Annotated in this window: 13 protein-coding genes; 9 read left to right on the top strand and 4 right to left on the bottom strand. The window is 62.3% G+C overall.

Annotated elements, in window-relative coordinates:
- Nucleotides 1-179: 179 nt before the first annotated feature.
- From clpB to rluD, 3 genes are all read right to left on the bottom strand, one after another.
- Nucleotides 180-2,744 (bottom strand): ATP-dependent chaperone ClpB, encoded by a 2,565-nt coding sequence (gene clpB / locus BVH06_RS01455; protein ID WP_075932929.1) that lies wholly within the window; start codon nucleotides 2,742-2,744, stop codon nucleotides 180-182.
- Between the two features lie 300 nt (nucleotides 2,745-3,044).
- Nucleotides 3,045-3,785 (bottom strand): peptidoglycan editing factor PgeF, encoded by a 741-nt coding sequence (pgeF, locus tag BVH06_RS01450; RefSeq protein ID WP_075932928.1) that lies wholly within the window; start codon nucleotides 3,783-3,785, stop codon nucleotides 3,045-3,047.
- Nucleotides 3,782-4,756 (bottom strand): 23S rRNA pseudouridine(1911/1915/1917) synthase RluD, encoded by a 975-nt coding sequence (gene rluD / locus BVH06_RS01445; protein WP_075932927.1) that lies wholly within the window; start codon nucleotides 4,754-4,756, stop codon nucleotides 3,782-3,784. The genes pgeF and rluD overlap by 4 nt, the downstream gene beginning before the upstream one ends.
- A gap of 147 nt (nucleotides 4,757-4,903) precedes the next feature.
- On the opposite strand from rluD, the gene BVH06_RS01440 reads away from it, so the two are divergent.
- The 4 genes from BVH06_RS01440 to BVH06_RS01425 all read left to right on the top strand — a co-directional run bounded on the left by BVH06_RS01440 (nucleotide 4,904) and on the right by BVH06_RS01425 (nucleotide 9,217).
- On the top strand, nucleotides 4,904-5,896 hold the full coding sequence (locus BVH06_RS01440; RefSeq protein WP_075932926.1) for an outer membrane protein assembly factor BamD: 993 nt from the start codon (nucleotides 4,904-4,906) through the stop codon (nucleotides 5,894-5,896).
- A 147-nt stretch (nucleotides 5,897-6,043) separates the two neighbouring features.
- Nucleotides 6,044-6,289 (top strand): PP0621 family protein, encoded by a 246-nt coding sequence (locus BVH06_RS01435; RefSeq protein WP_075928758.1) that lies wholly within the window; start codon nucleotides 6,044-6,046, stop codon nucleotides 6,287-6,289.
- The gene (locus BVH06_RS01430) at nucleotides 6,279-7,871 is read left to right on the top strand and encodes a PAS domain-containing sensor histidine kinase (protein WP_075932925.1); all 1,593 of its coding nucleotides are present in this window, start codon (nucleotides 6,279-6,281) and stop codon (nucleotides 7,869-7,871) included. The genes BVH06_RS01435 and BVH06_RS01430 overlap by 11 nt, the downstream gene beginning before the upstream one ends.
- An 8-nt stretch (nucleotides 7,872-7,879) precedes the next feature.
- Nucleotides 7,880-9,217 carry a sigma-54 dependent transcriptional regulator gene (locus BVH06_RS01425; protein WP_075932924.1) on the top strand — a complete coding sequence of 446 codons (1,338 nt, stop codon included), beginning with the start codon at nucleotides 7,880-7,882 and terminating at the stop codon, nucleotides 9,215-9,217.
- A 106-nt stretch (nucleotides 9,218-9,323) separates the two neighbouring features.
- Here BVH06_RS01425 and thiO read toward each other — a convergent pair whose 3' ends face one another.
- Complete coding sequence (gene thiO, locus BVH06_RS01420) at nucleotides 9,324-10,418, bottom strand: glycine oxidase ThiO (protein WP_075932923.1); 1,095 nt, start codon at nucleotides 10,416-10,418, stop codon at nucleotides 9,324-9,326.
- Nucleotides 10,419-10,525: 107 nt separating this feature from the next.
- On the opposite strand from thiO, the gene BVH06_RS01415 reads away from it, so the two are divergent.
- The 5 genes from BVH06_RS01415 (at nucleotide 10,526) to BVH06_RS01395 (ending at nucleotide 13,706) form a co-directional block, all read left to right on the top strand.
- On the top strand, nucleotides 10,526-11,017 hold the full coding sequence (locus tag BVH06_RS01415) for a GspH/FimT family pseudopilin (protein WP_075932922.1): 492 nt from the start codon (nucleotides 10,526-10,528) through the stop codon (nucleotides 11,015-11,017).
- Between the two features lie 102 nt (nucleotides 11,018-11,119).
- Entirely contained in the window at nucleotides 11,120-11,638 is a 519-nt protein-coding gene (locus BVH06_RS01410) for a GspH/FimT family pseudopilin (protein WP_075932921.1), read from the top strand.
- A gap of 15 nt (nucleotides 11,639-11,653) precedes the next feature.
- Nucleotides 11,654-12,220 carry a type IV pilus modification protein PilV gene (gene pilV / locus BVH06_RS01405; RefSeq protein ID WP_075932920.1) on the top strand — a complete coding sequence of 189 codons (567 nt, stop codon included), beginning with the start codon at nucleotides 11,654-11,656 and terminating at the stop codon, nucleotides 12,218-12,220.
- Nucleotides 12,217-13,065, top strand: coding sequence for a PilW family protein (locus BVH06_RS01400; RefSeq protein ID WP_075932919.1), 849 nt, complete (start codon nucleotides 12,217-12,219; stop codon nucleotides 13,063-13,065). Before pilV ends, BVH06_RS01400 begins: the two co-directional genes overlap by 4 nt.
- A complete protein-coding gene (locus tag BVH06_RS01395) occupies nucleotides 13,062-13,706 on the top strand; it encodes a PilX N-terminal domain-containing pilus assembly protein (RefSeq protein WP_075932918.1) in 645 nt (214 codons plus the stop codon). Before BVH06_RS01400 ends, BVH06_RS01395 begins: the two co-directional genes overlap by 4 nt.
- Nucleotides 13,707-13,708: the final 2 nt, after the last annotated feature.

The raw sequence follows: 13,708 nt of genomic DNA, 5'->3' as shown, positions 1-13,708 counted from the left end.
TGATTTTTTCGCGGGCATGGCCCGCTCCCATAGGGATACGCAGCAAGCACTAAGAACCGCTGATAGCAATCTCAAGCGGGCGTCAACTGCCTTACAGGGCAACAGCAGTTATCGCCATCTTAATAAAACGGCCGATGTGATCACTCACATCGGCCGTTCTTTTGCAGCAGTTGCTGGCGTCAGACGAAGACGATCTCGTCGTTCTCGACCTTGCCAGTCACCGTACTGCCCGGATTGAACTGGCCAGACAGGATCAACTGCGCCAGCGGGTTTTCGATCCAGCGCTGGATGGCGCGCTTCAACGGCCGCGCGCCATACACCGGGTCGTAGCCAATGGCGATCAGCTTGTCCATCGCCTCGTCGGACAGCTCCAGGCTCAGTTCGCGCTCGGCCAGGCGCTGCAGCAGGCGCGAAAGCTGGATGCGCGCGATACCGGCGATCTGCTCACGGGCCAGCGGCTCGAACACCACCACTTCGTCGATGCGGTTCACGAACTCCGGCCGGAAGTGGTTGCCCACGGCATCCATCACCGCCGCGCGCTGCGCCTCGCGATCACCGACCAGTTCCTGGATCTGCGCCGAGCCCAGGTTGGAGGTCATCACGATCACCGTGTTCTTGAAGTCCACGGTGCGGCCGTGGCTGTCGGTCAGGCGACCATCTTCGAGCACTTGCAGCAGCACGTTGAACACGTCCGGGTGGGCTTTTTCCACCTCGTCCATCAGCACCACCGAGTAAGGTTTACGACGCACCGCCTCGGTCAGGTAACCGCCCTCCTCGTAGCCAACATAGCCAGGCGGCGCACCGATCAACCGCGCCACGGAGTGCTTCTCCATGAACTCGGACATATCGATGCGCACCAGCGCGTCCTCGGTGTCGAACAGGAACTCGGCCAACGCCTTGCACAGTTCGGTCTTGCCCACACCGGTCGGGCCGAGGAACAGGAACGAGCCGCTGGGTCGGTTCGGATCAGCCAGGCCGGCACGCGACCGACGCACGGCATTGGCCACCGCCACCACGGCTTCGTCCTGACCGATTACGCGCTGGTGCAGCAGGCCTTCCATCTTCAGCAGCTTGTCGCGCTCGCCTTCGAGCATCTTCGAGACCGGAATGCCGGTCCACTTGGAAACCACTTCGGCGATTTCCTCCTCAGTCACCTTGCTGCGCAGCAGCTGGTTTTCCGTGGTGCCGTGCTGGTCGACCATCTGCAGGCTGCGCTCCAGATCGGGAATCACCCCGTACTGCAGCTCGGCCATGCGGTTGAGATCGCCTTTACGGCGCGCCGCTTCGAGCTCGGTCTTGGCCTGCTCGATACGCTGCTGGATCTGTGCCGAACCCTGGACTTCGGCTTTTTCCGACTTCCAGATGTCTTCCAGGTCGGCGTATTCCTTCTCCAACTTGGCGATGTCTTCCTGCAGTTTGACGAAGCGTTTCTTGGCCGCCTCGTCCTCTTCCTTCCTCAACGCCTGGGCCTCGACCTTGAGCTGGATCAGCCGGCGATCCAGGCGATCGAGCACCTCGGGCTTGGAGTCGATCTCCATGCGAATACGGCTGGCGGCTTCGTCGATCAGGTCGATGGCCTTGTCCGGCAACTGGCGGTCGGTGATGTAACGGTGGCTGAGCTTGGCCGCGGCGATGATCGCACCGTCGGTAATTGCGACCTTGTGGTGTACCTCGTAGCGCTCTTTCAGGCCGCGCAGGATGGCGATGGTGTCTTCCTCGCTCGGCTCGTCGACCAGCACCTTCTGAAAGCGCCGCTCCAGGGCGGCGTCCTTCTCGATGAACTGACGGTATTCGTTCAGCGTGGTGGCACCCACGCAGTGCAACTCGCCGCGGGCCAGGGACGGCTTGAGCATGTTGCCGGCGTCCATGGCGCCCTCGGCCTTGCCGGCGCCGACCATGGTGTGCAGCTCGTCGATGAACAGGATCACTCGGCCTTCCTGTTTGGACAGTTCGTTGAGCACGGCTTTGAGGCGCTCCTCGAACTCGCCGCGGAACTTGGCACCGGCGATCAGCGCGCCCATGTCCAATGACAGAAGGCGCTTGTCCTTGAGGCCGTCCGGCACTTCGCCGTTGACGATGCGCTGAGCCAGGCCTTCGGCGATAGCGGTCTTGCCGACGCCGGGCTCACCGATCAGTACCGGGTTGTTCTTGGTACGCCGTTGCAGTACCTGAATGGTGCGGCGGATCTCGTCGTCACGGCCGATCACCGGGTCGAGCTTGCCCTCTTCGGCGCGCTTGGTCAGGTCGACGGTGTACTTGTCGAGCGCCTGGCGCGACTCCTCGATGTTCGGGTCGTTGACCGCATCGCCGCCGCGCAGGTTGTTCACCGCATTCTCCAGCGCCTTGCGGCTCACGCCCTGGGCGAGCAGCAGCTTGCCGAGCTTGGTGTTCTCATCCATCGCGGCGAGCAGCACGAGTTCGCTGGAGATGAACTGATCGCCCTTTTGCTGTGACAGGCGATCGGCCTGGTTGAGCAGGCGCGCCAGATCCTGAGACAGGCTGACGTCACCGGTAGGGTTCTGGATTTTGGCCAGTTGGTCGAGCTCTTTGCTCAACGCCTGGCGGAGACTTGTCACGTCGAAGCCCACCTGCATCAACAGCGGGCGAATGGAGCCGCCTTGCTGGTCGAGCAGCGCCTGCATCAGGTGCAGCGGCTCGATGGCGGAATGGTCGTGGCCGACAGCCAGGGACTGGGCATCGGAAAGGGCAAGTTGCAACTTGCTGGTCAAACGGTCGATTCGCATGGCGTCATCCTTCCTTCTAGAGGCAGGCCGGCGCGGTGCATGCGCCTGACATTAAAACCTGCCGAGATGGAGAATAGATGAGGCCGATTGTGTGGGTTTCAAGCGCAGTAGTTTTGACCGTGATCAGGGGCGCCATCACGATTCGCCGCGGGTCGCGGCTCCCACCATGATCGCGAGCGACCCAAGGCCCGTGTGGGAGCGCCGACCCGGCGCGAAAGCGATTGCGGCCTTGCTGTAAAACTGGCGTCGTAGCCACCATTCGACGCAAGGCCGCGAGCCTCAAAATGAATCGGGCAGACCTCAGCGATCGGCCAGCCAGATCAGCGAGGCGAAGCGACCGGTCTGGGCCGCGCGGCGATAGGAGTAGAAGCGCGCATCGCTGACGGTGCAGAAGCCGCCGCCATAAACCGCGGTAACACCACGAGCCGCCAGACGGATGCGCGCCAGTTGGTAGATGTCGGCCATGAAACGCCCGGCGTTCTGGCTCGACATGAAGGCGCCAGCAGCCTGGGCGTGCTGATCGACGAATGCCTCACGCACCTCGGCGCCAACTTCGAATGCCTGGGGGCCGATGGCCGGGCCCAGCCAGACGAGGACCTCTTCCGCGTCCACGGCCAGGGCATCCAGCGTGGCTTCCAGCACGCCGCCAGCCAGGCCGCGCCAGCCAGCGTGGGCAGCGGCCACGCGAGTACCGGCGCGGTCGCAGAACAGCACGGGCAGGCAGTCGGCGGTCATTACCGTGGCGGCGATGCCGGGGGTTGCCGTCCAGCTGGCGTCGGCGTCGTCGACCGTTTCCGGGTCGGCATGGGCCACGGCGATACCGTGCACCTGCTGCAACCAGGCCGGACGGCAACCCAGCTGGCTGACCAGGCGCTGGCGATTCTTGGCCACCGCGGCCGGGTCATCCTCGACATGGGCAGCCAGGTTGAAGCTGTCGTAAGGCGCCTGGCTGACACCGCCAGCGCGGGTGGTCACGCAGGTACGCACCCACTCGGGCGCCGGCCAGTGTGGCGTCAGCCAGTCGTGGGCCTTGTCACTCATCCGATGAACGCCTCGAGATCCTGACGCAGCAGGGTCAGCAACCAGACGAAGTCGTCAGGCAGCGGCAATTGCCACTTCATGCGCTCGCCGGTGATCGGGTGGTCAAGCTCCAGGAAGCGCGCATGCAGGGCCTGGCGCGGGAATTCCTTGAGGCTCTGCACCATGGTCTGGCTGGCGGCCGGCGGGATACGGAAGCGCCCGGCGTACACCGGGTCACCGACCAGCGGAAAACCGATGTGGCTCATGTGCACGCGGATCTGGTGCGTGCGCCCGGTCTCCAGTTTGACGCGCGCATGGGTGTGCGAACGGAAGCGTTCGAGCACGCGGTAATGGCTGACCGCCGGTTTGCCGCCATCGGTCACGGCCATGCGCTGACGCTGGGATGAGCTTCGGCCAATCGGCGCGTTGATCTTGCCGCCAGAAGTGATCACGCCGATGACGATGCATTCGTAGATGCGGCTGACGGTGCGTTTCTGCAACTGATCGACCAGGCGGGTCTGCGCTTCGATGGTCTTGGCCACCACCATCAGGCCGGTGGTGTCCTTGTCCAGGCGGTGCACGATACCGGCGCGCGGCACGTTGACGATGTCCGGCACGTGATGCAGCAGCGCATTGAGCAAGGTGCCGTCGGCGTGCCCGGCAGCCGGGTGCACGACCAGGCCGGCCGGCTTGTCGATCACCAGGATCTGGTCGTCCTCGTAAACGATGTCGAGTTCGATGTCCTGGGCAATCCATTCCCCCTGGGCTTCCTGCTCGGCGGACAACGCCAGCACGGCACCGCCGTGGACGATATCGCGCGGGCGCAGCACCTGGCCGTCGACGGTCAGATTGCCCTCCTTGATCCAGCCGGAAAGACGCGAGCGCGAATGCTCGGCGAACAGCTGGGCGGCGACTTGGTCGAGGCGCTGACCGCCCAGATCGGCGGGGACCTCGGCGGTTAACTCAATGGCCTGCTTATTAATAGATGACATGCTCGGCAACGGCGGGGGCATAGCCTTTGGTTTCGGCTACACGCTTGTGGTTAAATACGGCGTCTTTGCCCCAGGGGTACCGGGGGCGCTCATCATAACAGGACGGCCCTGCTCAAGACAGCCGCCGTCCCAGGGACGCAAGCCGCCATGCAAGTGAAACACCTGCTGCTGATCGCCATCCTCGCCCTCACCGCCGCCTGTTCGTCCAAGGAAGTCCTGGACGAAAACCTCAGCGAGGCAGAACTCTACCAGCAGGCTCAGCAAGATCTGGACAACGGCAGCTACACCAGCGCCGTTACCAAGCTCAAGGCTCTGGAATCGCGCTACCCCTTCGGTCGCTACGCCGAGCAATCCCAGCTCGAGCTGATCTACGCCAACTACAAGAACGCCGAGCCGGAAGCCGCCCGCGCTGCCGCCGAGCGTTTCATCCGCCTGCATCCGCAGCACCCGAACGTCGATTACGCCTACTACCTGAAGGGCCTGGCTTCGTTCGATCAGGACCGCGGCATCGTCGCCCGCTTCCTGCCGCTGGACATGACCAAGCGTGACCCGGGTGCAGCCCGCGACTCTTACAACGAGTTCGCCCAGCTCACCAATCGCTACCCGAACAGCCGTTACGCCCCGGACGCCAAGCAGCGCATGATCTACCTGCGCAACCTGCTGGCCGCCTACGAAATTCACGTGGCCCATTACTACCTGACCCGCCACGCCTACGTCGCCGCCGCCAACCGCGGTCGCTATGTGGTGGAGAATTTCCAGGAAACCCCAGCGGTCGGTGACGGCCTGGCCGTGATGGTCGAGGCCTATCAGCGCCTGACCCTGGACGACCTGGCGGCCACCAGCCTGGAAACCCTGAAGCTCAACTACCCGGATCACCCGAGCCTGGAGAGTGGCGAGTTCGTGCCGCAGGAAGAAGCTGCCGACGAGCGCTCGTGGCTGGCCAAGGCGACCCTGGGCCTGATCGAAAGCGACGTACCGCCACCGCCGAGCCAGACCCAGGCGAGCCTGGACGTGCAGCGTCAGTACCAAGACGCCGTCGACCAGATGCCGGCCGATCTGAAAGCCACCGAGCGGGGCGAAGAGCCACAGGCGCCCAAGCGCTCCTGGTTCAGCCGCCTGACCTTCGGCCTGTTTGACTGATCCATCGCTAACAGCCAGCAACTCTTCACGATGCCAGTCAACCGACTGGCATCGTGCATTCTGGCCCTGCAAAACGCTGATTGGGTAACTGTCCGCCCAGGGCGTCCTTAGCTACACTGCCCCATCCCCCGACACGAAGAGAGCGCCATGGGCCTGTTCCGCCTGCTGATCTGGATTGCCATCATTTTTGCCGCCATCTGGCTATGGCGGCGCTATGTCGGCGCCACCCGACAGCGCCAGAAGGCAGCACCGCCCTCGGACAATCCGGCGCCCATGGTGCGTTGCGCCCACTGCGGCGTGCACACCCCGCAGCAGCACGCCCTGCAACTGGCGCAGCGCTGGTACTGCAGCCAGGCGCATCTGGAACAAGGCCCCAAGCCCGGTGCCCAATAGCGCCCTCGCGGTACGGGGCCCCCAGGGGCACCGCATCTTCCGGCTTTACCATCTCTATCGCCTGGTCATCGGCGTGGTGCTGGTACTGCTGGTTTCCGCAAACCTGGACTCCGAGCTGCTAGAGCTGGCCCACGTGCCGTTGTTCAGGGGGGCGGCCTGGGTCTACCTGACGCTCAACATCCTGATCGCGCTGATCATTCACACGCCCAATCGTCTGTTGCCGATATTCGCGGTGGCGCTGGGTGACGTAGTGCTGCTCTCGGCACTGTTCTATGCCGGCGGTGGCACGCCAAGCGGGATCGGCAACCTGCTGATCGTCTCCGTGGCGATCGCCAACATCCTGATACGTGGCCGCTTCGGGATCTTGATCGCCGCCGCCGCCGCGATCGGCATGATCTACCTGACCTTCTACCTGAGTCTCAGCCACGCCCAGGCCAGCAACCAGTACGTGCAGGTCGGCGCACTAGGCGCGCTATGCTTCGCCGCGGCGCTGTTCGTGCAGGGCCTGACCCGCCGTCTGCAGGTCAGCGAAAAACTGGCCGAACAACGCGCTGCCGACGTGGCCGATCTGGAGACCCTGAACAACCTGATCCTGCAACGCATGCGCACCGGCATCCTGGTGGTGGACGAGCAGCGCCGCGTGCTGCTGGCCAATCAGGCCGCGCTCGGCTTGCTGGGCCAGCAGCACCTGGCGGGCAAGATTCTCGACCCGCACTGCACCGAGTTGGTCAAGCGCCTGCAGCAGTGGCAGGAGAACAGCAGCCTGCGCCCAGCCAGCCTGCAGACGCTCAGTGACGGCCCGACCCTGCAACCCAGCTTCATCGCACTGCAGCGCGGCGGCCAGCGGCATATTCTGATCCTCCTCGACGACATCTCGCAGATCGCCCAGCAGGCCCAGCAACTCAAGCTGGTCGCCCTCGGCCGCCTGACCGCCGGCATCGCCCACGAGATTCGCAACCCGCTGGGCGCCATCAGCCATGCGGCGCAGTTGCTGCAGGAGTCCGAAGACCTGCACGGGCCAGACCTGCGCTTGGCGCAGATCATCCAGGATCACTCGCGACGCATGAACCTGATCATCGAGAACGTGCTGCAGCTCTCGCGCCGGCGCCAGGCGGAGCCGCAACTGCTGGATCTCAAATACTGGCTGCACCGTTTCGCGGCGGAATTCCGCAGCACCGCCCCGGCCTCCAAGGTGCTGCACCTGGCCATCGAAGGCAGCAGCATCCAGACGCGCATGGACCCCAACCAGCTCAACCAGGTCATCACCAACCTGGTGCAAAACGGCCTGCGCCACAGTGCCAAGCTCAACCCTCAGGGCCAGGTGTGGCTGAAGCTGTTTCGCGATCCGCGCAGCGATCTGCCGGTGCTCGAGGTGCTCGACGACGGTGAGGGCGTGCCGGCAGACCAACTGCATCACATCTTCGAGCCTTTCTACACGACCGAGAACAAAGGCACCGGCCTGGGCCTGTATATTTCCCGCGAGCTTTGCGAAAGCAACCAGGCTCATCTTCACTATCAATCACGCGAAGGCGGCGGCGCATGCTTCCGTATCACCTTCGCGCATCCGCGAAAAATGAGCTGAACGACCTGATGAATCGCCAGAGAGCCCTGATCGTCGACGACGAGCCCGATATCCGCGAACTGCTGGAGATCACCCTCGGGCGCATGAAACTCGACACCCGCAGCGCCCGCAACGTCAAGGAAGCGCGCGAATGGCTGGCCAAGGAGCCGTTCGATCTGTGCCTGACCGACATGCGCCTGCCCGACGGTAGCGGCCTGGATATCGTGCAGTACATTCAACAGCGCCATCCGCAGACGCCGGTGGCGATGATCACCGCGTTCGGCAGCGTGGACACGGCGATCAACGCCCTCAAGGCCGGCGCCTTCGACTTCCTCACCAAGCCGGTCGACCTAGGCCGCCTGCGCGAACTGGTGGCCACCGCCCTGCGCCTGCACGCCGCCGATGAAGGCGAAGCGCCGGGTAGCAGCCGCCTGCTGGGTGAATCCCCGCCGATGCGTGCACTGCGCGGGCAGATTCAGAAACTGGCGCGCAGCCAGGCGCCGGTGTACATCAGTGGTGAGTCGGGCAGCGGCAAGGAGCTGGTCGCCCGGCTGATCCACGAACAGGGCCCGCGGCGTGAGCGGGCCTTCGTGCCGGTCAACTGCGGCGCCATTCCCTCGGAGCTGATGGAAAGCGAATTCTTCGGCCACAAGAAGGGCAGCTTCACCGGCGCCGTCGAAGACAAACAGGGCCTGTTCCACGCCGCCAATGGCGGCAGCCTGTTCCTCGACGAGGTGGCCGACCTGCCGCTGACCATGCAGGTCAAGCTGCTGCGCGCCATCCAGGAAAAGGCCATCCGCGCCGTCGGTGGCCAGCAGGAAGTGGTGGTCGACACCCGCATCCTGTGCGCCACACACAAGGACCTCGCCGCCGAAGTGGCAGCCGGCCGCTTCCGCCAGGACCTCTACTACCGTCTCAACGTCATCGAACTGCGCGTACCGCCACTGCGCGAGCGCCGCGAGGACATTCCCCTGCTGGCCGACGTGATGCTCAAGCGCCTCAACGAAGGCATCGGCCTGCCGCCGGTCAAGCTCGACGGCCCTGCCCTGGAAAAGCTCAAGAGCTATCGTTTTCCCGGCAACGTGCGCGAGCTGGAGAACATGCTGGAGCGCGCCTACACGCTGTGTGAAGGCGACGTGATCTGCGCCAACGACCTGCGCCTGGCAGACGCCGCACCGGCTGGCGAGAACGGCGACGCCAGCCTGGCACAGATCGACAACATCGAGGATTACCTCGAAGACGTCGAACGCAAACTGATCATGCAGGCCCTCGAAGAAACCCGCTGGAATCGCACCGCCGCGGCCCAGCGCCTGGGCCTGAGCTTCCGCTCGATGCGCTACCGCCTGAAAAAGCTCGGCATCGACTGAAACCTTAGCCTGCGGTTGAACCGCCAGTGAGCACAGCCCTCGTAGCCTGCGGTTGAGCGAAGCAATACCCAGGTTCAGCGGCCCCGCCCCCGAAGCAGGTGCCCGCCTACAAACGCCCCGCCGGCGAATACGGCGCCGGATTGATGATCGGCAGCTGCCCCAGCATCAGATCCGTCAGCAACTGGCAGGATGCAGGCGCCAGCACCAGCCCATTGCGGTAATGCCCGCAGTTCAGCCACAAGCCGGGATGCTCAGGCACCTCACCAATGAAAGGAATGCCTTCGGGGGAGCCGGGGCGCAATCCCGCCCAGTGTCCGACCACTTCGGCCTCGCGCAACGCCGGCAGCAACGCTTCGGCAGAAGCCCGCAGACTGGCCAACGCCTCATCGGTCGGCGTCTTGTCGAAGCCGACATGCTCCAGCGTACTGCCCACCAGAATGTGCCCGTCACGTCGAGGAATCGCATAGCGCCCACCTGCCAAAACCATGCTGGGCAAGAAATCCTCGGGGCACTTGAACAGGATCATCTGCCCCTTGACCGGCTCTACGGGCAGCGCCAGCCCAAGGCCCTTCAACACCTCCCCGCTCCAGGCCCCGGCCGCGACGACGACCTGCTCGGCCAGCATCTCGCCCTCCGCGGTAACGACCCCGGTGACGCGCGCGCCATCACGCACGAACTGCAGCACCGGGCTGTGCTCGCGCAGCGTAACGTTCGGCAACCCCTGAAAAGCCGCTCGCAGCGCCTTGACCAACCGAGGGTTGCGCACATTGGCCACGCCGGACATATGAATCGCGCGCTTGAATCCCTCGCCAAGCACCGGCACTTGGGCATAGGCGGCCTCGACCGGAACCTCGTACAACGGTCGACTCTGGCGCTGCGCCCACGCCAGCGCCTCGGCCTGGTCATCAAGGTCCAGCCAGTAGAGCCCGGTGACATGCACCTCGGGGTCGACCCCGGTATCGGCAAACAGGCGCGCGCCAAAACCCGGGTAGTAATCCTGTGACCAGTGAGCCAGTGCCGTGACCGCCTGGCTATAGCGCCACGGATAAAGCGGCGAAACAATTCCGCCCCCCGCCCAGGACGCCTCGCTACCGACCGACGCGCGATCCACCAGCGTGACCCGCCTGCCCGCGCCCGCCAGCAGGTACGCCGACAACAACCCGATGACCCCACCGCCCACAACGATTACATCCGCACGCAAAACTCACCCCATCGCACAAGCGGCATGCCTTGACAGCGAGACCCCAGGGTCTAGACAGAACGGCAGCCGAGAAGGCCGCCAATCATACGCGCATAGAGGTTTGCGTCATGAATAGAGATCGACAGAGGGCCGTGGGCTTGGTGGAGTTGCTGGTTACCATTGTGCTGCTGAGCATCTTGGTCAGTATCGCTATCCCCGCCTTCGCTCGCTTTCAGGAAAACAAACGCCACGAGTCCGCCCGTGACCTGCTGGCTACTCATATTCAGAAAACCCGTGCCTGCGCAGTGATTCAAGGGCGCCCGCACAAACTATGCGGCTCAAGCGACGGTGAGACCTGCGACGGGAATTGGGGCAGCTACTGGCTCATAGCTACGATTGGCAGCAATCCGACCATCGTGACCCAACAGGCAGCCCCAGTGGAAAACATCTGCAGGGTGGGTTTCGGCGGCGACAGCATCCGTTTCCACCCAAACGGAACCAGTTGGACTAGCAACGGTACGATCTTCGTGTGCAACAGCAATGGACCTCACCAGCTACTGACGCTGAATCGCCAGGGCCGCTTGAGACTTGGAACCGGTCACAATTCGCGCTGCTGCTAGACCAGTCATCCGTGCTTCATGGCCGATCATCTACAGCCTAAAGACAGCTAACAGCGAAGCCGTCAGGATTCGCATGCCCTCTTGTATTTAGACTGGACAACCATGCCAAGACTCTCGGAAAGCCAGCCATCGGCGTACTCGCATACGCAATGTGGCTTCACCCTGATTGAGCTGATGATCATCGTCGCTCTGGTTGGGATCATCGCTGCAATCGCGATTCCGAACTTCAGCCAATTCATCAATAAGAACCGTACCCAGTCGCTTAACAACGAGATGCTGGCACTGGTGCAATACGCCCGCACTACTGCGGTCGAGCAAAAGACATTCATGAGAGTTTGCAAGGAGAGCGGCCGTTGGACAGTGAAGAAAACCTGTGCCGATAGCGCCGAAACGTTACGCAGACTGGATGTTCCATCCGGCAGCACGGTGAACCCGGTGGGTGCGGACGTGGCAGAAGTACTATTCAGGTACAACGGAACCAGTAAAGACACCACCTTGATCACTTGCCAAGGCACCGATCATGCCAACGGTTACACCATCGAGGTAAAAGCCAGCGGCAGCGTACGGAGCTGGCCAAGGGGCATGACTAATTCCACCACCAGCATGACAGCCTGTCAGTAGTACCGAGGAATGGCGATGAAAAACGTGGAAAAGGGATTCAGCCTGATCGAAGTACTCGTGGCTCTGTTGCTAACCACCGTCGGAGTACTCGGCATGGTCGCGCTGCAAGGTCGTAGCGTGCAATATTCGCAAGACTCCGTGCAACGAAATGTGGCGGTAGACCTGGCCACTGAATTGGTGGAAATCATCCGTGCCAACCCCAGTGAGACTTTCAGCAACGCAGCACCGCAGTTCCCGATGAACAATGGGCTCAAGTCCAGCTCGATCTTCTATAAAGCCAAAGCGTCGGATTTTTCTAACCCAGCCGATTGTGTTGCCAGCGCTACCGTAGTGCCCAGGACCGCTGCCGAACAACGTAACTGTTGGGCCAGCAAGGCAAAGGCTTTGCTGCCGGGCGGTTCGACCGTATTCATCAGCGACTCATATATCTGTCGAAGCAGCAGCGCTGGCAACTGCAATGGCCAGGGCTCGATGATCGAAATCCGTCTTGCCTGGCAAGTGCGCGAGGGCGCTTGTCTGGATGCAGCTGACACCAGCAACTCTTCGACCATCTGTACTTACACCGTGAGAGTGCAGCCATGAATGACATGAAGCGCCAAAGCGGTTTGTCGATGATCGAACTACTGATCGCGTTGGCGATCAGCAGCTTTCTGATTCTGGGTATCACCCAGGTATACATCGATAATCAGCGGCATTACCTGTTCCAGCAGAGTCAAAGCGGCAATCTCGACAGTGGGCGATTCGCTACGCTGTTGCTCGACCAATACCTGGGCAAGGCCGGCTACCGCCGTACGCCCTCGAGCCTGTTGGAAACGTCCTTTCCAGCCCGCGCGGCATCAGACGGCTGCATGGCATTCAGCGCAGGTGCGCCCGTCACGAACCTGGCTACGGACGAAGGGATGGGTTTCTGCTTACGCTATCAGCCTCAGGTAAGTGGCGACCTCGATTGCCAGGGCGTGGCAAGTAGCACCACATTCACACAAGCCTTCCCTCCAAATTTGACCTCAAGCGACCTGATCGTCCTGGCCTTCAAATTCGAACCTGGGGCCTCGACCGCGCTTCAGAACGGCAGGCTTCTGTGCAAAAGCCTGAACGCCACTACCCCTCAATTCACCGAACAGCTCACAGGCATCGCTGATATGCGCGTCGATTTTGGTGTCGGCAGCAGTGACGTACTTTCCAAGGAAGTGACGTCTTACGTACCGCAAAACGACTGGACGGCCAGCTCGGGGGCGATCCGCAGCGTGCGCTACTCCCTCCTGATGGCAAGTGCAGCTGGGCAGCGCGATAGCGACGACTCCAAGGTGCTCACCGATTGGCTTGCCGTGGCCCCTGCCGCGACCAAAACGCGTCTGCAAACAGGCGATAACAAGCGCATTTATCAAGTCGTTGGAAGTACTCAAACTGTCAGGAATCTAATGCCATGACCCATTTATCGAATCGTCAATCACAGACGGGAGCCGTCTTGGTGATCGCCTTGGTCATGCTGCTGGTACTGACCTTGATGGCCGTCGGTAGTATGCGAGGCACCACACTGGAAAGTCGCATCACGGCAAACCGCGCCCACGACACTCAGCAGCAAAGTGCGGCTGACGCAGCGCTGCGGGAAGCAGAGTTTCGCTACTACGGCCCGGCAAACCTGATCGACAAGCTCGAAGGCAAGGCTGCTAATTGCGCACTGGGCAATACACTGAAAACTAATGGTATTAATAAACCCTGCTTACTTGCAATCAAGGACGAGAACCTGCAAACGTTCGTGGAACGCCCCCAAAGCACTGCGAACAACTTTCTGAAACCTGAATCTGCCGGGGGGCTGCTGTGGATGCCTTATAGAGGCACCGATGCAGCCAATCAGACCGTAGCCGGCACCCGGGAGACCAGCAGTGAGCGGACTACCTACTGGAACAGTACCCGAGCCGTCACGGTAGGCAACAACGCGGTCAACGCCGAATACGGCATGGTCGCCGAAGGGCAAGGTACTTATTACTACCTCAACAATGCCAAAGCAGACGATCAAGTTTACCTGCAGTCGACGCACGCAAACATTTATCTGGGGCTGAACAATTGAGA

The organism is Pseudomonas sp. PA27(2017) (assembly GCF_001945445.1).
Taxonomy (GTDB): domain Bacteria; phylum Pseudomonadota; class Gammaproteobacteria; order Pseudomonadales; family Pseudomonadaceae; genus Aquipseudomonas.
This window is presented reverse-complemented; position numbering and strand designations above follow the sequence as displayed.